At 50.1% G+C, this 19,086-nt stretch carries 20 protein-coding genes; all 20 read left to right on the forward strand.

What is annotated here, in order from left to right:
* Positions 1-4: 4 nt before the first annotated feature.
* Entirely contained in the window at positions 5-2,041 is a 2,037-nt protein-coding gene (gene flhA / locus BFJ94_RS03690) for a flagellar biosynthesis protein FlhA (RefSeq protein ID WP_120461314.1), read from the forward strand.
* On the forward strand, positions 2,038-3,414 hold the full coding sequence (gene flhF, locus BFJ94_RS03695; protein WP_120461316.1) for a flagellar biosynthesis GTPase FlhF: 1,377 nt from the start codon (positions 2,038-2,040) through the stop codon (positions 3,412-3,414). Before flhA ends, flhF begins: the two co-directional genes overlap by 4 nt.
* The gene (locus BFJ94_RS03700; RefSeq protein ID WP_120461318.1) at positions 3,411-4,298 is read left to right on the forward strand and encodes a MinD/ParA family protein; all 888 of its coding nucleotides are present in this window, start codon (positions 3,411-3,413) and stop codon (positions 4,296-4,298) included. Before flhF ends, BFJ94_RS03700 begins: the two co-directional genes overlap by 4 nt.
* Before the next feature lie 40 nt (positions 4,299-4,338).
* The gene (locus BFJ94_RS03705) at positions 4,339-5,760 is read left to right on the forward strand and encodes a protein-glutamate methylesterase/protein-glutamine glutaminase (protein WP_120465070.1); all 1,422 of its coding nucleotides are present in this window, start codon (positions 4,339-4,341) and stop codon (positions 5,758-5,760) included.
* A 26-nt stretch (positions 5,761-5,786) separates the two neighbouring features.
* A complete protein-coding gene (locus BFJ94_RS03710) occupies positions 5,787-7,853 on the forward strand; it encodes a chemotaxis protein CheA (protein WP_120461320.1) in 2,067 nt (688 codons plus the stop codon).
* Positions 7,854-7,908: 55 nt separating this feature from the next.
* Positions 7,909-8,370: a chemotaxis protein CheW gene (locus BFJ94_RS03715; RefSeq protein ID WP_120461322.1), complete on the forward strand. Its 462-nt coding sequence runs from the start codon at positions 7,909-7,911 to the stop codon at positions 8,368-8,370.
* Between the two features lie 22 nt (positions 8,371-8,392).
* Positions 8,393-9,001, forward strand: coding sequence for a chemotaxis protein CheC (locus BFJ94_RS03720; RefSeq protein WP_438803687.1), 609 nt, complete (start codon positions 8,393-8,395; stop codon positions 8,999-9,001).
* Positions 8,994-9,491 (forward strand): chemotaxis protein CheD, encoded by a 498-nt coding sequence (locus BFJ94_RS03725; protein ID WP_120461326.1) that lies wholly within the window; start codon positions 8,994-8,996, stop codon positions 9,489-9,491. Before BFJ94_RS03720 ends, BFJ94_RS03725 begins: the two co-directional genes overlap by 8 nt.
* 3 nt (positions 9,492-9,494) lie before the next feature.
* Positions 9,495-9,917 (forward strand): hypothetical protein, encoded by a 423-nt coding sequence (locus BFJ94_RS03730; RefSeq protein WP_120461328.1) that lies wholly within the window; start codon positions 9,495-9,497, stop codon positions 9,915-9,917.
* A gap of 15 nt (positions 9,918-9,932) precedes the next feature.
* The gene (locus tag BFJ94_RS03735; RefSeq protein WP_120461330.1) at positions 9,933-10,721 is read left to right on the forward strand and encodes a FliA/WhiG family RNA polymerase sigma factor; all 789 of its coding nucleotides are present in this window, start codon (positions 9,933-9,935) and stop codon (positions 10,719-10,721) included.
* 48 nt (positions 10,722-10,769) lie between these two features.
* On the forward strand, positions 10,770-12,179 hold the full coding sequence (locus BFJ94_RS03740) for a flagellar assembly protein A (protein WP_120461332.1): 1,410 nt from the start codon (positions 10,770-10,772) through the stop codon (positions 12,177-12,179).
* A gap of 18 nt (positions 12,180-12,197) precedes the next feature.
* A complete protein-coding gene (locus tag BFJ94_RS03745; RefSeq protein ID WP_120461334.1) occupies positions 12,198-12,515 on the forward strand; it encodes a hypothetical protein in 318 nt (105 codons plus the stop codon).
* Between the two features lie 63 nt (positions 12,516-12,578).
* Entirely contained in the window at positions 12,579-13,205 is a 627-nt protein-coding gene (locus BFJ94_RS03750; RefSeq protein ID WP_120461336.1) for a DUF6115 domain-containing protein, read from the forward strand.
* On the forward strand, positions 13,205-13,828 hold the full coding sequence (locus BFJ94_RS03755) for a hypothetical protein (RefSeq protein WP_120461338.1): 624 nt from the start codon (positions 13,205-13,207) through the stop codon (positions 13,826-13,828). Before BFJ94_RS03750 ends, BFJ94_RS03755 begins: the two co-directional genes overlap by 1 nt.
* Positions 13,829-14,095: 267 nt before the next feature.
* Positions 14,096-14,794, forward strand: a complete 699-nt coding sequence (gene rpsB, locus BFJ94_RS03760; RefSeq protein ID WP_120461340.1) for a 30S ribosomal protein S2 — start codon at positions 14,096-14,098, stop codon at positions 14,792-14,794.
* A gap of 132 nt (positions 14,795-14,926) precedes the next feature.
* Positions 14,927-15,577: a translation elongation factor Ts gene (gene tsf / locus BFJ94_RS03765; protein WP_120461342.1), complete on the forward strand. Its 651-nt coding sequence runs from the start codon at positions 14,927-14,929 to the stop codon at positions 15,575-15,577.
* A 244-nt stretch (positions 15,578-15,821) separates the two neighbouring features.
* On the forward strand, positions 15,822-16,550 hold the full coding sequence (pyrH, locus tag BFJ94_RS03770; RefSeq protein WP_120461345.1) for a UMP kinase: 729 nt from the start codon (positions 15,822-15,824) through the stop codon (positions 16,548-16,550).
* A complete protein-coding gene (gene frr, locus BFJ94_RS03775; protein ID WP_120461347.1) occupies positions 16,550-17,104 on the forward strand; it encodes a ribosome recycling factor in 555 nt (184 codons plus the stop codon). Before pyrH ends, frr begins: the two co-directional genes overlap by 1 nt.
* Positions 17,105-17,175: 71 nt before the next feature.
* Positions 17,176-17,964: an undecaprenyl pyrophosphate synthase gene (gene uppS, locus BFJ94_RS03780; RefSeq protein ID WP_120461349.1), complete on the forward strand. Its 789-nt coding sequence runs from the start codon at positions 17,176-17,178 to the stop codon at positions 17,962-17,964.
* A 19-nt stretch (positions 17,965-17,983) separates the two neighbouring features.
* On the forward strand, positions 17,984-18,784 hold the full coding sequence (locus BFJ94_RS03785; RefSeq protein WP_120461351.1) for a phosphatidate cytidylyltransferase: 801 nt from the start codon (positions 17,984-17,986) through the stop codon (positions 18,782-18,784).
* Positions 18,785-19,086: the final 302 nt, after the last annotated feature.

Here is a 19,086-nt window from a genome sequence, read left to right on the forward strand (position 1 = left end):
ACCGGTGAAGAAGTTCAAGGATCTATTCATATTATTAGGGGTAATCGGTATCGTTCTATTGATGATCGTTCCCATCCCGACATGGCTGCTGGACATTCTTCTGATTATTAATATATCGCTCTCACTTACGATTTTGCTGGTAGCGATGACTACGAAGGAAGCACTACAATTCTCCATCTTCCCGGCGATGTTGCTGATCACGACTCTGTTCCGGCTCTCGCTCAACGTATCGACGACCAAATTGATTCTGGGGCAGGCCAAAGCCGGCCATGTGGTTGCTACATTCGGTTCCTGGGTTGCCCAAGGGGAACCGGTTGTCGGTTTTGTCGTCTTCCTGATTCTGGTTGTCGTGCAGTTTATCGTTATTACCAAGGGCTCGGAACGGGTTGCGGAAGTGGCCGCCCGCTTTACCCTGGACGCTATGCCAGGGAAGCAGATGAGTATCGATGCTGACCTTAACGCGGGTCTGATCAATGAGCAGCAGGCCCGCGAGCGCCGCCGCAAGATCGAACGCGAGGCGGATTTCTACGGAGCGATGGACGGTGCCAGTAAATTCGTCAAAGGTGATGCGATCGCCAGTATTATTATCCTGCTGATCAATTTGATCGGCGGATTTATTATCGGGATGACGATACATAAGATGGATTTTCAGACGGCATTAGGGACTTACTCCTTGTTAACAATCGGTGACGGTCTGGTGAGCCAGATTCCGGCGTTGCTGATTTCAACGGCGTCCGGCTTGATCGTTACGCGCGCTTCTTCGGAAGGAAATCTTGCAGATGATATTACGAGCCAGCTGTTTACATATCCGAAGCTGATCTACATTGTGGCGGGCACGATTGCGGTGCTCGGGCTATTTACGCCGATCGGCCCATGGACAACGCTACCGTTCGCGGCTTTCTTACTAATCGCGGCTAGACGGATGCAGAAGAATATGGATAAGAAGCAGATCGAGCAGGAGCAAGAGGAGGAGGAACAGCAAATCGAAGAGGTTCGCAGTCCGGAGAGCGTCATCAACCTGCTCCAGGTCGATGCGATTGAATTTGAATTCGGGTACGGGCTGATTCCGCTGGCGGATACGGCGCAGGGCGGCGATTTGCTCGACCGGATCATCATGATCAGGCGGCAATGTGCATTAGAAATGGGTCTGATCGTCCCGGTTATCCGAATTCGCGACAATATTCAACTAAAACCGAATGAATATGTCATTAAAATTAAAGGAAATGTCGTTGGTAGTGGTGAATTATTACTTAATCACTATTTGGCAATGAGTCCGGGGATGGATGATGATTCCATCACAGGGATTGAGACGAAGGAACCAGCCTTTGGGCTGCCAGCCTTATGGATTAATGAAGCTACCAAGGACCGTGCTGAATTGGCGGGGTATACGGTTGTGGATCCGCCATCCGTTGTAGCTACGCATCTGACCGAGCTGATTAAAGGACATGCTCATGAATTGCTGGGACGTCAGGAGACGAAGACATTAATCGACAACTTGAAAGAGAATTATGCGGTTCTTGTCGATGAATTGATCCCTTCGGTATTATCGGTAGGCGAGGTTCAGAAGGTGCTGGCTAAGCTGCTGAGAGAGAAAATATCGATCCGCGATCTGGTGACGATCTTCGAGACCTTGGCTGACTACGGAACCTATACGAAGGACCCAGAGATTCTGACCGAATATGTCAGACAGGCGCTGTCCCGTCAGATTACTCAGCAGTATGCGCAGCAGGGTGAGACGATGCGCGTCATTACTGTAGGACCTTCGCTGGAGAAGAAGATCGCCGAGAGCGTACAGCAGAGCGAGCATGGCAGCTATCTTGCAATGGACCCGGCCTCCAGCCAGACTCTCTTCCAGAGATTGTCCGAGCAGGTGAACCGCTTGATTCAGTCCGGTCAACAGCCGATTGTGCTGACGTCCCCAACGATCCGTATGTATCTGCGACAGATCATTGAGCGGAGTATGCAGGATATACCGGTATTGTCCTATAGCGAACTGGAACCGAATGTTGAAATTCAAAGCGTCGGAGTGGTGAACTTATGAGAGTGAAGCGGTATGTGGTTGATACGATGCCTGATGCTATGCAGAAAATACGGGATGAGCTTGGGGCGGACGCCGTCATCCTGAGCACGAAGGAAATGAAGATCGGCGGTTTTATGGGGATGTTCCGAAAGAAGAAGATCGAGGTCGTCGCAGCTTCAGAGGGAAGCGATACCAGCCCGCCTAGACAGGCTGCAAGTCGTGTCCCGGCTGCTCCGGTTAAGCCGGCGCCGCGATCCTTCGTATCGGATGTTTATATGAAATCTAGTGAATCATCGCCGGCTTCAGGCGGGAGCGCTCAGCAGCGCCCGCGGCTGCCGGCAGAAGCAGACAATCCGGTTCTGAGCAAGGCCTTCGATGTTCTCCATGAAGCGAGCGTGTCATCCGCGCAGCGCGAAGAGGCAGTCGCTGTCCAGACCCGGGTGCCCGAGCCGAGGCTGACGGAGGAGCATCGCCCTTCCTCGGCCTCAGCCGGATTATATACATCAACAAGCCCTAGGGAAGAACGGCTGCTGGATGAAATTCGTGAAATGAAGGCTTGGCTGGAGCAGTTGGCCAAGCAGCAGAAGGAGAGCCGCGAATTGCCCGAGCCGCTTATGGTGTTCCGAGAGCGCCTGCTGCGTAAGGAATTCTCGCCGCAGCTCGTTGAAGCCTGGGTGGACAAGGTCTATGACAAATGGCTGGAGTCCAAGGAGTCGCTATCAGAGGCTGAGCTGGTCGAGGACATGCAGCGCTGTGTATCCAGCTCTTTGGAGGGCCGGATCGACGGCGGGATTGGCGAACATACGCGCATTGTCTATATCGCCGGACCGACCGGGGTCGGCAAGACGACGACGATCGCCAAGCTGGCGGCGGATCAGATCTTCCGGGCACATAAGAAGGTCGGCTTCATAACGGCGGATACTTACCGGATATCAGCGGTCGAGCAGCTTAGAACCTATGCTTCGATATTGAATGTGCCGATCGAGGTCGTTCAATCGCCGGGCGATGTACAGCGGGCCATGCAGACGCTGGAGCATTGTGATCTCATCCTGATGGACACGGCGGGGCGCAACTACTTGAATGAAATTCATGTAGCGGAATTACATAGTCTGCTCAGCGCAACAGAGGACAGCGAGACTTATCTGGTTCTTAGCCTGACCTCCAAGACGCAGGATATGGAGAGAATCACCGAGCACTTCAGCAGGTACGGGCTGAAGAAGGTGATATTCACGAAGCTGGATGAGACCGAGAGCGTAGGACCGATGTTCAATTTACTTCAGGATTTCCCGGTCGCTATTTCATATATTACGAATGGCCAGAATGTACCCGATGATCTGCTGGTCGCTGATTCCAAGTTCATGATCGATCTCGTCATGGGAGCTGGCAAGTCATGAATGATCAAGCCCAGGCATTAAGACAGCTAGTATCTTCTTACAGGGCTGCGATGAAACCTGATAACAACCAGCGCTCGGCGCGTGTCTTGACAGTCAGCAGCGGCAAAGGGGGCGTGGGCAAATCCAACTTTACCCTCAATTTTGCACTCGCCTTGAAATTACTAGGCCGAAAAGTTCTGGTGTTCGATGCTGATATCGGTATGGCCAACATTGATGTACTCATGGGAGCTAGGCCGAAATACAGCCTCTATCATTTACTAAGGGGCGAGAGGGATATTTCGGAAATTGTCGAGCTAGGGACGCTGGGGCTGCCCTTCATCGCGGGGGGCTCGGGCTTGGCGGATCTATTTACTTTATCGGAGGCTGATCTCAATTATTTCACATCACAGATTGAGAGTATGGCCGAAGAAATGGATTTTATTATTTTTGATACAGGAGCCGGACTTTCCAAGGAAACATTGAAATTTATTACTGCGGCGGACGAATGTCTGGTTGTAACTACACCGGAGCCAACTTCAATCACCGATGCTTATGCGTTGATCAAGGTGGTGCATGGCCTGGACGAGCAAGTCAATTTCCGGCTGGTGGTGAACAGGGTAAACGGTGAGGCTGAAGCCCGGCAGGTGGCCGATAAAATTTCACTAGTCTCACACAAGTTTCTTGAAATGGATATTCCGATGCTGGGTTATTTGAGGGATGACACTCATGTAATGCAGGCAGTAAAAAAACAGGCTCCATTTATTACGGCTTTTCCCGCAAGTGCAGCTGCGCGTGATATTCAGCGCCTCGCAATGACGTATTTGAATGTTCCACAGAATAAACCGAGTGATACTTTATCAGGAATCAAGGGATTTATGCATAGGTGGTTAAGACGTGATAAATGATTCTGAAAAAGAAGCAGAAGGTGGATGCGGGATGCGAGAAATGTCTTATCGGGTGATGGTGGTTGACGATTCGGGATTCATGCGCAAGATTATATCCGATTTGATTGAGCTGGACTCGTCATTTCAAGTCGTGGCCACAGCCACTAACGGACGCGAAGCGATTGAGAAGGTAGCAGAGCTCAAGCCGGATTTGGTCACGATGGATGTTGAAATGCCGGAAATGAACGGACTGGAATCCTTAAAAGTGATTATGAAGGAGCATCCTCTGCCCGTAATCATGCTCTCTGGCATTAACGAAGAGGGAATGCGAGAGACGATCATGGCCCTGGAGCTGGGCGCCTTCGACTTTATCCGCAAGCCATCGGCCTCGACGAGCTCGTATGATATCGGGCAGGTCGGTAAGGAATTGCGGGAACAGATGAAGGCAGCGATGCTGGCCAAGGAGAGACGGGAGCTTAGACAGGCGGCGCTCGAGGCGAAGCTTCAGGAAGCAATGCCGCCGCTGCCGGAGATCCCGGCCGCTCCGCCAAGCCGGCAGCCGAAGCCTGAACTGGAGCGGCGGACGGCAGGCAAGCCAGATAGCACGGCTAAGGTTAAGCCGGGTTCCAAGCCGGTAGCTGGCAACCGCGCTGACAAGCCAGCAGCTTCGGCTAGGCAGAAGGGTCCTCAGAAGCCAGCCTTCGTGAAGAGTAGTGAATTGACGATAGCGACTCCAGAGCCAGCGGAGCTTCCGCAGCAGTTAATTGCCCCGGTAGCCGCCTCGAAGGAAGCTCCGGTGAAACCAGGGCCTGCGAAGGTGACGAAGGAGAGCAAACTGCCGAAGTCTTCATTGCCGAAGCAGGAGCCAGTGGATTTGGAGCGGCTGCTGACCCGAGCGAAGACCGGTTATACCGATCTGGTGGCCATCGGTACTTCCACCGGTGGACCAAAAGCATTAAAAGCGGTGCTGGAGAAGCTTCCGGCCGACTTTCCAGCTCCGATCATCATCGTGCAGCATATGCCGCCCAATTTTACGAAGTCTCTGGCTCAGCGCTTAAATACTTTAAGCGCCTTGAATGTTATGGAGGCCGAAGCTGGGATGGAACTGCTCCCGGGCAGCGCTTATGTAGCTCCTGGCGGGCTGCATATGCAGGTGGTACCTCGGGTAGGGGGAGGCTATCAGATAGCCCTCTCGCACTTCGAGGCCCGCAACGGGCACCGGCCATCGGTCGATGTGATGTTCGAATCGCTCTTGCCGCTGCAGGGTCTGAAGAGGCATCTCGTGCTGCTGACCGGGATGGGGAGCGATGGCGCAAGGGCGATGAAGCGTCTCTACGATGCAGGCGTTACATCGACCATTGCGGAGAGCGAAGAGTCCTGTGTCGTCTATGGCATGCCTCGGTCGGCCATCGAACTGGGCTGCGTCAGTCAAGTCTTGTCGCTGGAGCAGGTTGGTCCTAAGCTTGTACAGATTGTGAAATAACGGAATCTCGAAGGAGGTGCCTCACCATGGACATGAACCAATATTTATCCATGTTTATCGATGAGTCGAATGATCATTTGCAAGCATTAAACGAAAATATGCTAGAGTTGGAGCAAGCCCCCGATGATATCGGGATCGTACAAGTTATCTTCAGGTCAGCTCATACCCTTAAAGGGATGGCGGCTACGATGGGGTTTGAGGATCTGTCGTCCTTAACCCATCAGATGGAAAATGTGCTCGATCTGGTTCGTAATGAAAAGCTGAAGATGCAGGATTTTATCTTCGATACGCTATTCAAAGCTCTCGATGCCCTGCAAGATATGGTGGAGGACATTACTGAAGGCGGTGAAGGCAAGTCTGACGTCAGTTCGATCGTAGCTTCATTGCAGTCGATCGTGCGGGGTGATTTCGCATCGGGCGGTGCGGCGGAGACCAGCGCAGCAGCGCCAGCTGCTGAACAGGCTGCCAGCAGCGCCGGGATCAGCCTTGACCAATACCAGTATTCTGTATTGGAACAGTCGATCAGTGAAGGTCATAGTGTTCTGTATATCAATGTAAGCATTCGTGAGGACAGCCAGCTCAAAGCGGCGAGAGCGTATATGGTCTTTGACCTGCTGGAGCGTTATGGCGATATCGTTAAGTCGAATCCTTCAGTGCAGGATATTGAGCAGGAGAAATTCGACCGTAGCTTCTCGTTGTATTACATAACTCAGAAGGAAGCCGATGAGCTGCAGAGTATGATTATGAATCTCTCAGAAATCGAATCTGCGGATGTAACGCAGCTCGATCATGAGACGCTGGAGCAGCTTGCCTCCGCCCCCAAGGAAGCCGCAGCAACAGTCGCAGCTGAACCGGAGCAGAAGAAGGCTGAAGGCAAGGACGCAGCACCAGCCAAGGCGGAGCAGAAGAAGGCGGCTGCTCATCATCACGGTTCAGCGATGCCTTCGCGAACCATCCGCGTTGATATCGACCGGCTGGATGTGCTGATGAACCTGCTGAGCGAATGGCTGATTGACCGTGCGCGTCTGGAACAACTGGCCAGTGAAGTGAGACGGTCGGATTTGATCGAGACTGTAGAGCATATGAGCCGGGTCGGTAGCGACTTGCAGAACATCGTGCTCAAGCTAAGAATGGTGCAGATCGATACGGTATTCAACCGATTCCCACGGATGGTGCGCGACCTGGCCAAATCGTTGGATAAGAAGATTGATTTGATCATTACCGGGGCTGAGACCGAGCTGGACCGTACAGTAATCGATGAGATCGGTGATCCGCTCGTTCACTTGCTGCGTAATGCGGTTGACCATGGCGTCGAATCCACATCGGAACGGATTGCTGCCGGGAAGCCGGAGACCGGTACGGTCAACCTACGGGCCTTCCACAGCGGGAATCATGTGTTTATCGAAATCGAGGATGACGGTCACGGTATCGATCGTGACAAGATTCTGAAGAAGGCGATCTCCAAGGGCGTAGTGACTGAGAGCGAAGGGGCTGCGATGAAGGACGAAGAGGTCTTCATGCTGCTGTTCGCTTCAGGCTTCAGTACTGCCGAGGTGGTCTCCGATATTTCGGGCCGTGGCGTCGGGCTGGATGTCGTCAAGACGAAGATCGAGTCCCTCAGCGGTGTCGTATCAGTAGAATCCAAGCTGGGCAAAGGGACGAAGTTCTCCGTTCAACTTCCGCTTACTTTATCGATCATCTCTGCGATGCTGATCAAGGTCGGCGCTGAGAAATATGCGATTCCATTATCGTCGATCGTGGAGACCGGACTTATTCAACGTAGCCAGATCCGTCAGGTTCATGGCTACACGATGATTCCGTACCGGGATGCGCATATTCCGCTGTTATCGCTGGCGAGCCTGTTCGATGTACCGGATTACGATGAGAATGCGGAGGAAGAATCCGAGATCGTCGTCGTTCGCAAGGGGGATCGCCTGGCTGCGGTCAGCGTTGAAGACTTCATCGGTCAGAGTGAAATTGTTATTAAGAACCTGGGTAAATATCTTCCGGCCATACAGGGGATTGCAGGAGCAACTATTCTGGGAGATGGCCAGGTTGCCCTGATCATTGATCCGAACGCCTTCATTAAATAAGAGGTAGTTCAAAAGGTCAGGAGGTAGTTCAGCCATTATTTAAGGAGGAATTTCCATGGGAGAGGAATTGAAAGTAATCGTATTTAAGCTGGGTGAAGAGGAATACGGTATCGAGGTGGACAAGGTACAGACGATCGAACGTATGATGCCGATTACTCGCGTTCCCAAGACGTTCTCATTCGTCAAGGGCGTCATTAATCTGCGCGGGGTAGTCATCCCTGTCATTGATCTGCGCGGCCGCTTCGGACTGCCAGAGAGCGAATATACCGATCAGAGCCGGATTATTATCGTCACTGCGAACGATATGGAGGTCGGCTTCATCGTGGATTCCGCGAATGATGTCATCGACATTAATAGCGATATTATCGATACTCCACCCGATGTGGTAGGCGGGGTCAAAGCTAAATATTTGCGAGGAGTAGCCCGTATTTCTGAAGAGCGCCTGTTAGTGATGCTGAACCTGTCTGAAGTATTGAATCGCAGCGAGATTATTCAGTTGGAAAGTTTAGAGGGTTAAGCCTGTGGACTTATTCAATCATATGGAAGAGTTCAAAATGGATGTGCTTAAGGAGGTCGGCAATATCGGAGCGGGAAATGCGGCTACGGCCCTTTCTCGCTTGCTGAACAAGCCGATCGACATGGCGGTTCCCAAAGTACAGATGCTTCCGTTCGAGGCGATATCGGAACAAGTAGGCGGTGCGGAGCAGGTTGTGCTGGCTATCTTCCTCCGGGTGGAGGGGGATGCTCCTGGCAATCTGTTCTTCATTCAATCTCCGGAGGCTGCCAAGAAGCTATTGCATCGATTAGCAGGCTTCGAGGTTGAGGGCGAAGACAGCTTCTCTGAAATGGAATGGTCCGCTCTCTCGGAAATCGGCAATATCCTGGCAGGTTCATATCTATCCTCGTTGGCCGATTTTACATCCCTGCAGATGACGCCGACAGTACCTGCTCTTGCGTTGGATATGGCTGGAGCTATTCTCAGCTATGGTCTGCTGCAATTCGGAGAAATGGGCGACTCCGCCCTCTTGATCGATACGACTTTTATTGAAGGCCAGCATGAAGTTGAAGGCCAGTTTTTCCTTATCCCGGACCCGGAATCTTTCGCTAAAATATTCGCCGCGTTGGGAGTACCGTTGGAACATGATTGATGAGCAACGGGTTGTCAAGGTCGGCATGGCCGATTTGAATGTCATTTCCGGGCATGGACTGATCCGGACAACCGGTCTTGGCTCCTGTGTAGGGTTAACATTGCATGATCCGTTGAAGAAGGTAGCGGGTCTGGCGCATGTGATGCTTCCTTCCTCTGAGATTGCCCGGGAGGGAGCGCTGAACGTAGCGAAGTATGCTGACACGGCAGTGCCTAAGCTGCTGGAGGAAGTGCTGGCTCTGGGAGCTTGTAAGAGTCGTCTTGTCGCCAAGATGGCGGGGGGAGCGCAAATGTTCACTTTTGCCAGGGCTACGGATACGATGCGGATTGGACCGAGAAATGTGGAGGCCTGCAAAGCGAAATTGCAGGAACTGGGGATACCGTTAATTGCAGAAGACACGGGTGGAAATTATGGGCGTACGATTGAATTGGATTGTGAGACGGGCACTTTATTTATACGAAGTGTACAAAAGGGTGTAAAGGAACTGTAAGCTATGGCAGGAAAAATCCGTTATTTTTTATTGTTTGGCTTTATCGGCTTTTTGATCACTTACGCGGTTTCCGCAGGCAATAATCTGTTCGCTACAAGCCTGATCCGGTCGATCGTGGCGTTCGCGGTATGGTTCGCCCTGTCCTGGGCGGGAAGCTGGATGATCAACTTCCTCAAGGAACTTCCGCCGGATGTAGAGACTCAGGAGGAAGCGGCGCTGGCTGCGGAACCAGAGAAAGGTGGCAATTTGGATTTAACGACTCCTGATGAGAGTGAGGAGATCGGTGACTTATTGAAGCAGACCCCGGAGGGAGACTTATCGGAGCAAGAGTTCACACCGCTTAATCCGCCAAGATTAGTGAAGACTACTGACGATAAAGCTCCTGAGGAGTTAGCGAAAGTCGTTCGTCACCTGACAGAACAATAAGGAGGGTGAGGGCAAATGCACGAGCGGAAGGCATCCACTCTGAGTTATGCTGATGTTTGGGAGCGTTGGAAAGAACATAGCGATTTAGAGGCAAAGAAACAGCTTATCGAGCAATATCTGCATATAGTTGACTACGTTTCGGGACGTCTTGCCGTCGGTTTGCCGAAGAACGTCTCTAAGGATGATTTGTTCAGTAATGGGGTTATGGGATTGATCGATGCGGTCGAGAAATTCGACTACAAACGTGGACTTCAGTTTGAAACCTATGCTTCATGGAGAGTAAGAGGAGCGATACTGGACGGGCTTCGGCAAGGCGACTGGGTTCCTCGTTCCGTCAGAGAAAAGGCCAAAAAAATAGAAGAAGGCTATCAGCATCTGGAGCAGCAATATCTGCGTTCGGTAACGGATGCGGAAATGAGTGAGTATTTAAACATAAGTGAGAAAGAGTTTCAAACGATGCTTCAAGAAGTAGCAGTTATGACGCTTTGCTCTCTCGAAGACCCGATTCGGGAAGAAGAATCTGAGACAAGACTTACATTACTCGTTGACGAGAAGGCTAAAAACCCGGATTATAAGGTACGGGAGTTCTTTTTGAAGGATTCGCTTACAAAAGGGATCGAGAAGTTGACTGAGAAGGAACGGACGGTTGTCTCTTTGTTGTACTATGAAGATTTATCATTAAGTGAGATCGCGGAGGTGATGTCATTATCTCCTTCGCGTATATCACAGCTTCATTCCAAGGCGATCCTAAGACTTCGCGGAACACTGGAAAAGCAGCGGGATTTGCTCATGTGTAATGATTGAGAAATGTCATTTTCCACAGGGTAAATGGATTTCGGAGAGGAGCGGCTAATGGACTATTCAGGTGATTTGGGACAAATTCTCGGAGTTAGTATCAATGAGGACAAGACAGTTGCCTATTTGCAATTTCTGAAGAAAGAAGAGGAATTTAGCTGCACGGAGGATGCCCTGCTGCATTATCTGCGCAGTGAGGGCGTTAAATACGGAATCCAGCACGATATTGTTAAGCGCTTCGTTGTGAACCCGAAAGAGTACTTCTATAGTAAGACTCCGATTGCGATCGGTGAAGAGTCGCAGCAGGGTAAGGATGGAAGGATCAAGTATTATATTTCGCTTGATGATGATCAGCGTATGAGACCGGCGGAGTCAGAGGATGGCAAAGTGGACTATAAAGATGTGATGCGTCTTAACAATGTCCGCAAGGGGCAGATGATTGCAGAGCTGATCCCGCCGGTTCCTGGTAAGCAGGGGATGGCGATCACCGGTGAACCGATTCCTTATAAGGAAGGCAAAGCAGCTAGATTCAAGGTGGGTAGGAATGTAGTGCTGAACCCGGAACAGACGGCGATGTATGCAGCTATAGATGGCTTGATCACGCAGACGGATAAAGGCAAGATCAATGTATTCCCGGTATATGAAGTCAATGGGGATGTTGATTATAGCACCGGCAATATCGATTTTGTCGGAACCGTCGTGATTCGTGGAAACGTTCTTACAGGCTTCAAAGTAACGGCCTCCGGTGATATTCGCGTCGTCGGCGGAGTTGAAGGAGCAGAGCTGTATGCGGACGGCACGGTAGAGGTAACCGGAGGAATCATCGGTTATAACAAAGGCCTTATTAAAGCCGGTCATAATGTGAAGGGCTCTTTCATCCAGGATGCTAATGTGATCGCTGGTGAAGATGTAATCGCTACACAGAGCATCATGCATTCGAATATTCGCGCTGCCAGAGACGTGATCTGCAACGGTTCCAAAGGCCTTATCGTCGGGGGGACTATTCAGGCTGGCGAGCGGGTCGTTGCGCGTATCATCGGAAATCCGATGTCGACCACTACCTCGATAGAAGTTGGTGTAGTGCCGGAGCTTCGTAATGAGCTGCAGATTTTAAGGCAGCAGATTAAAGATATTATGGTCAATATGGACAAGACGGATAAAGCGCTGACTCTGCTCGATCAATTGGCATCTATGGGCAGGCTGACGCCGGATAAAGTGGCGATGCGCTCGAAGCTCGGACTGACTAAGAAATCAAACCTCCAGGAAATCAACGATATTAAGGAACGGATACTCGATATTGAGAAGGCTCTGGAAGATACGGGCAAGGCTCGTGTGGATGTGCTGAAAATGATATACGGCGGGTCAAGGGTCGTTATTGGACGTTATACGAAATACATAAAAGATCCGATCTCGCGCATGTCTTTCTACTATAGTGAAGGGGATATTACGATGTCACCTTATATTTAGAGGAAGAGAGGCGATCCCATGGATTTGAAACCTATTGAGTTGCAAATTGCGGTTCCACGGACTAGTGAAGCAGGACGTGTACAGCACGAGGGACAACATAGGCCTCAGATCGACCAAAGCTTGCTATCAGCTCAGAATATCAAGGAAAGTGAACTCCAGAGACAACGCAGCACCGAGGTGGATGAAGGCGCACTTAGCTCACAGGTGAAGCGTGATGAGGGATCGGCTGCTGGACAGCAGCAGGGCGAATCATCAAGCGAGCATCAGGATGAGAGTGAGAAAGAGAAGCCGGCGGAGCATCCATATAAAGGGCATCATATAGATTTGTCTTTATAATAGATAGACTGGAATTATATATAAGAAAACTATTATTTTTACAGCAAAAAGGTGAGGGTAACATTGTCATTAAGTGATCCGTGGTTCTACATCGTGCTCCTTGGATTGGCAGCGCTCGTATATGCCCTGTTTCTTCCCGAGCGGAAATCGGCTGCGCAGGCGAAGGCTGGTGCGAATCATGAGTTGGAAGCAACCTTAGAGCATTTTATGTCAGATATCGAACAAGAGAATAACGAACTCATTGAGCTTGTATCGCAAATGAAGCAGGATTTTGTCTCTAAGCAGCTGGCGCAGCAGGAGCAGATTGCGGAACTAAGACAGCGGGTCATTGGGATAGAGCAATCAGCTCGGGAGTTTCATCCTTCGACGGGACAAGTTGATGTCCCGGCTTCCAGCGCAGAGGCGCCCCCAGCTGCCCCTGTTCAGACGCTCCCGGCTGAAGATGTACAGGTTCAGTGGGATGATGCGGCGAATGAGGCGGCTGTGGCACAGGAGCTTGCTCCAGAGTCGGAGCCGATCGTTGAAGTGGAGCCAGAGCCAGAAGTCTCTGAGACGGTGCGGGACCGTTATCCGCAGTTGTTCGAATTATACGCTAGAGGCAAATCGATGGATTCAATCGCTAAATCCCTCGGTATTCCGCGTGGAGAGGTTCAGCTTATTCTCCAGCTAGCCAAGAGGGAGGAAGCCTGATGTTCAAGAATCGTCATTTCATGATGGGACTTGGGATTGGCCTGATTGTCGGAGCACTGCTGCTCCAGCTTATGACGTTCTCCCAGGGCGGCAGCAAGAAGCTATGGACGAAGGAACAGGTTGAACAGGCAGCCGAGCTGCTCAATCTGAAGGTCGTCGAGCATGATCAGGAGCTGCTTACAGAAGAAGAATGGGAAGCGAAGTCTGCGCAGACAGGACAAGCTGAAGATGCTGATCAGGCATCGAAGCCGGGGACTGATCCTGAGGCAGAGAAGGCGGAGGCTCCTGCCGAGCCGGAGACTCCTGCTGCTCCAGCTGCGGGGGGAGACCAGGCGGGCGATGTCTCCAAGACAGCTGAGCCTAAGAAGCCCGAGACGGACAGCCCCAAGGAGCCAGACAAACCGGAGGCCGCTGAAGTACAGTATAAGATTACTTATGGAAATACATTGACCAATGTCGCTGACGGGCTCTATAAAAAGGGGGTTATCGATGATAAGGAAGGGTTCCTTAAGAAAGCCAGGGCGCGCAAAATCAACGCTAAAATACGTACTGGCACCTATTCCTTCCAGGTTGGAGAGGATTATGATTCGATTATCGATAAGATCATCGCTCCTAAAAAGTGACAACCCTAAAGTCAATCATTCTATTTATTGAAGAAGCTCCTGAATGTAGGGAGCTTTTTGCATGAAGTGCATTTTTTCGAGAAAAGCTGCAGCGATTTGTTGCATCCACATTTTACTTATGGTATATTAATTGACGGTGTTATAACGCACGCTGACTGATTTCGCGAAGGGTGCTCCTATCATGGGTACAACTCATGGGGAGTCTTGGCGGGAAATGACGTTGGCGGAGGAAGCATCAAAAAAACCAAACTTAGGAGGTGCGTGAAGATGGCAGTAATCTCCATGAAACAACTGCTTGAAGCAGGGGTACACTTCGGACACCAAACACGTCGTTGGAATCCGAAAATGGACAAATATATCTTCACTGAAAGAAACGGAATTTACATCATTGACTTGCAAAAGACAGTCAAGAAAGTGGAAGAGGCTTATAACTTCGTTAAGGGCATCGCTGGTGAGAACGGAACAATCCTGTTCGTAGGTACTAAGAAGCAAGCTCAAGACTCTGTTAAAGAAGAAGCTGAACGCGCTGGTCAATTCTACATTAACCAACGTTGGCTCGGCGGAACTCTGACCAACTTCCAAACGATTCAAAAGCGGATCGACCGCTTGAAACTGCTTGAAACTTGGGAAGAAGACGGAACTTTCACTGTATTGCCTAAGAAGGAAGTTATAATCCTTCGCAAAGAGAAAGATCGTCTTGAGAAATTCCTCGGCGGGATCAAGAACATGAAGGGCTTGCCTAGCGCGCTGTTCATCATCGATCCTCGCAAAGAGCGTATCGCTGTTGCTGAAGCTCGTAAACTCGGTATCCCAATCGTAGGTATCGTTGATACAAACTGCGATCCGGACGAAATCGATTATGTAATTCCTGGTAACGACGATGCGATCCGTGCAGTTAAATTGCTTACTAGCAAAATGGCTGACGCTGTTATCGAAGCTAACCAAGGCGAAGAGACTACAGCTTAATTCAGCTTTTATAGGGAAATGATAAATTAAATGAAAAAGGGTGGTTAGTAGGTGTTAAACCTCTCGCTACCCTTTTTTTAAAGGAAGCTTTATCAAACTATCTGCTTAAATCGATATGGAGGGTAATAAACAATGGCTGTTGATGCAAAATTGGTAAAAGAACTACGTGAAAAAACTGGCGCAGGGATGTTGGATTGTAAAAAAGCTTTGGAAGAAGCGAATAATGATCTGACGAAAGCAATTGAATTGCTTCGTGAAAAAGGTCTGGCTGCTGCTGCTAACAAAGCAGGCCGTATCGCTACCGAAGGTGTTGTAGAATCCTACATCCATGCTGGCGGACGTATCGGTGTATTGGTTGAAATTAACTGCGAAACTGACTTCGTAGCTAAGACCGATCAATTCAAGGAATTTGCTCGTGACATTGCTATGCATATCGCAGCGATGAGCCCTCGCTATGTTCGTCGTGAAGAAGTACCTCAAGAAGAAATCGAGAAGGAAAAGGAAATCCTGCGAGCCCAAGCCTTGAACGAAGGCAAGCCTGAGAAGATCGTTGATAAAATGGTTGAAGGCCGCATTAACAAATACTACGAAGAGTTCTGCCTGCTTGAGCAAACTTTCGTTAAAGACCCAGACAAGACGATCGCTAACCTCGTAAGCGAGAAGATCAGCACGATCGGCGAGAACATCTCGATCCGTCGTTTCGTTCGCTATGAGCTTGGAGAAGGTCTGGAGAAAAAAGTGGATAACTTCGTAGAAGAAGTTATGGCTCAAGTTAAGAACTAAATTAACGCATCGTTGCATCGTATAGTATAATCGAATTACATTACAAAAGTGGGAACACACGGTGTTCCTTCTTTTATAACATCAGATCAGGATGGAATCCAAAAGGGTATTTCCGTATACACAAAACGGTTATATCGTTTGGCTTGACCTAAGCCCTGCGTGAGAGCGCGTATATATCCTTTGAGCTGAGTGTGGACAGGGTATATACGATGCCTCATGAAGGATGATTGTGGAGGGTATGCATTTGAAACAGCCAGTTTATAAACGTATTGTCTTGAAAGTCAGCGGTGAATCGCTCGCCGGCCAGAATGGATATGGTATTGATGGGGAGACGATTTCTTCGATCGCTGAACAGGTGAAGGAAGTTGTCGAGCTTGGTGTGGAAGTAGCGATCGTATGCGGTGGCGGCAACATTTGGCGCGGCATCGCCGGCAGTGCCAAAGGGATCGACCGGGCGACGGCCGATTATATGGGCATGCTAGCTACGGTCATGAATTCACTGGCTCTGCAGGATGCATTGGAGCAGATCGATGTGCCAACCCGGGTTCAGACTTCGATTGCGATGCAGCAAATCGCTGAACCGTATATTCGTCGCAGAGCGATTCGCCACCTGGAGAAAGGCCGCGTCGTTATATTCGCAGCTGGTACGGGGAACCCATTCTTCTCAACAGATACGACAGCAGCTCTTCGCGCAGCAGAGATTGAAGCTGAAGTCATTCTGATGGCTAAGAACAAGGTGGATGGAGTGTACTCGGCGGATCCATTCGTAGATCCGACAGCTGAGAAATTTGAAGTCCTGACTTATCTTGAGGTACTTAACAAGAACCTGGGCGTAATGGATTCTACAGCTTCATCGCTTTGCATGGACAATAACATTCCGCTCATCGTGTTTGCTATTACAGAACAAGGTAATATTAAGCGCGTCGTCCTGGGTGAGAAAATCGGGACGATCGTCAAAGGGAGTGTAGATTAATGCCAGGAACGATCAAGAAGCATGCTGAAGAACGCATGGAAAAGGCCATTCAGGCGCTGAAAAGAGATCTTGCTACTCTACGCGCAGGCCGAGCAACTCCAGCGTTGCTAGACCGCATTCAAGTAGAATATTACGGGTCGCTGACTCCGCTGAACCAATTGGCTAACATCAATACGCCGGATTCCCGTACCTTGATGATCCAGCCTTGGGATAAATCATCATTGTCCGACATCGAACGGGCGATCATGAAATCGGATTTGGGCTTAACGCCTGCTAATGATGGCACCAACATCCGGTTGTCGATTCCGCCGCTGACCGAGGAACGCCGGGTTGAGCTGGTGAAGATGACCAAGAAGTACGGGGAAGAATCCAAAGTCGCCATCCGCAATATTCGCCGCGATGCTAATGATGACATTAAGAAACTTGAAAAAACGGACATTTCCGAGGATGAATCTCGTAGACATCAGGATGACATTCAAAAAATGACTGATAAATATATCGCGGAAGTGGACAGAGTGCTTGCAGCTAAAGAAAAAGAGATCATGGAAGTTTAAGAGACGAAAAGCGGCCCCTCCAATTACGGTGGGGTTTTGTCTCTTTTTCATCACCTACTGGAGGAAAAGAAATGATCAAGCTATTTCAATCCTGGTGGAAAAAAGGGGATAGACCCGCGTCATCTGAGAATCTGTCTGTTGCAGATCTCTTAGAGAACAATATTCCCGAGCACGTTGCGATCATTATGGATGGTAACGGGCGCTGGGCGCGTAAACGGGGAATGCCGCGGAATATGGGCCACCGTAGCGGGATGAAGGCTGTAAAACGGGCTACCATAGCAGCCGATGAATTAGGCATATCTGTCTTGACGCTATATGCGTTCTCTACAGAGAATTGGAAACGTCCTAAGGAAGAAGTAGACTATCTGATGGCTATTCCACAAGAGTTTCTGGCTTTGGAATTGGATGAACTAGTGCAGAAGAATGTACGAATCCGTATGATGGGCTATACGAAGGAGCTTCCTGATCATACGATCGCTGCGATGAAGGAAGCGATTGAGAGGACCAAGAATAACACAGGACTTATTTTGAACTTCGCTCTGAATTACGGGAGTAGACGAGAAATTACAGAGAGTGTGAAGGAGCTTGCCCACAGTGTGCAGGCAGGTGAAATCTCTGCTGAGGATATCACTGAAGAGATGATTCAGTCCAGGCTGTTGTCTTCCGGTCTGCCGGACCCGGATCTATTGATCCGGACGAGCGGAGAGCTTAGACTTAGCAATTTCATGCTGTGGCAGACCGCCTATAGTGAGCTATGGTTCACGGATTTGTATTGGCCTGATTTCGGACGTGAGCATTTATTCGCTGCAGTAGCAGAATTTCAACGGCGAACACGCCGGTACGGCGGGTTATCCAAGTGAAGAGGGGTGGTGCAGACCAGTGAAACAACGATTGATCACGGGAATTGTAGCGGGAGGCTTCTTCCTCGGGCTTTGCTTGCTCGGCGGAATTAGTTTTCATCTATTAATTTTGCTCATGGCCTTGATTGGTTTCTATGAGTTTGTACGAATGATACAGTTGCCTTCTTTCAGTGTGCCTGCCATACTAGGCTATCTGGGTGTACTCTATGCCCTTTTCCCATGGGGACCGCTCGGGCTCGAGATGCCTTGGGAGCTGATGCGCGTATTTGCTCTGCTGATGCTATTATTGCTGGTCGTTACGGTGATCACGAAGAATGAGATTCCGATCGCTACGGTGTCCTTACTGTTCTTGGGAATGGTGTATATCGGCATCGGTTTCTCTTCGATCGTAGCAACCCGAAATACGCAGGATGGTCAAGGCTTGTTCTGGACCTTCCTGCTGCTGATTTCGATCTGGAGCAGTGATGCCGGGGCTTATTTTGTCGGACGCAGATTTGGGAAGAACAAGCTCTGGCCAGCGATCAGCCCGAACAAGACGGTGGAAGGAGCGATCGGCGGCATCGTGTTATCGGTGCTGGCTGCCGTTATTTTCGCACTTGCTTCCGGAGGGTTGCTGTCGGTTGGACGAGCTATCGCTTTGGGAATTATAGCGGCTGTGGTCGGACAGATGGGGGACTTGATTCAATCGGCTTATAAGCGGGCTTATGGAATCAAGGATTCCGGTACGATTTTACCGGGACATGGGGGCATTCTTGATCGGTGTGATAGTTGGGTTGCAGTATTTCCGTTCATACATATCCTCCTCCTCCTCCCCTACTAGAGGAAGTTCAATGAGTACCTTTTGATCACGAGGAATATTCTTAAGGAGCGGATTCGACATCGAATCTTGAATTCAGCCGGGCCTTCCGGTGCTCACGTACCCAAAACGTACGCTCCGCTTCCTCAGACCCTGCTTCATCCAACCTTCTCGGTGCTGAAAAGTCACTCATTGAACCTAGATTGGAAGGGAAGTTCAATGAGTACCTTTTGATCACGAGGATTATTCTTAAGGAGCGGATTCGACATCGAATCTTGAATTCAGCCGGGCCTTCCGGTGCTCACGTACCCAAAACGTACGCTCCG

Origin of the sequence: Paenibacillus aceti (genome assembly GCF_003614185.1) — a bacterium.
GTDB lineage: Bacteria > Bacillota > Bacilli > Paenibacillales > Paenibacillaceae > Fontibacillus > Fontibacillus aceti.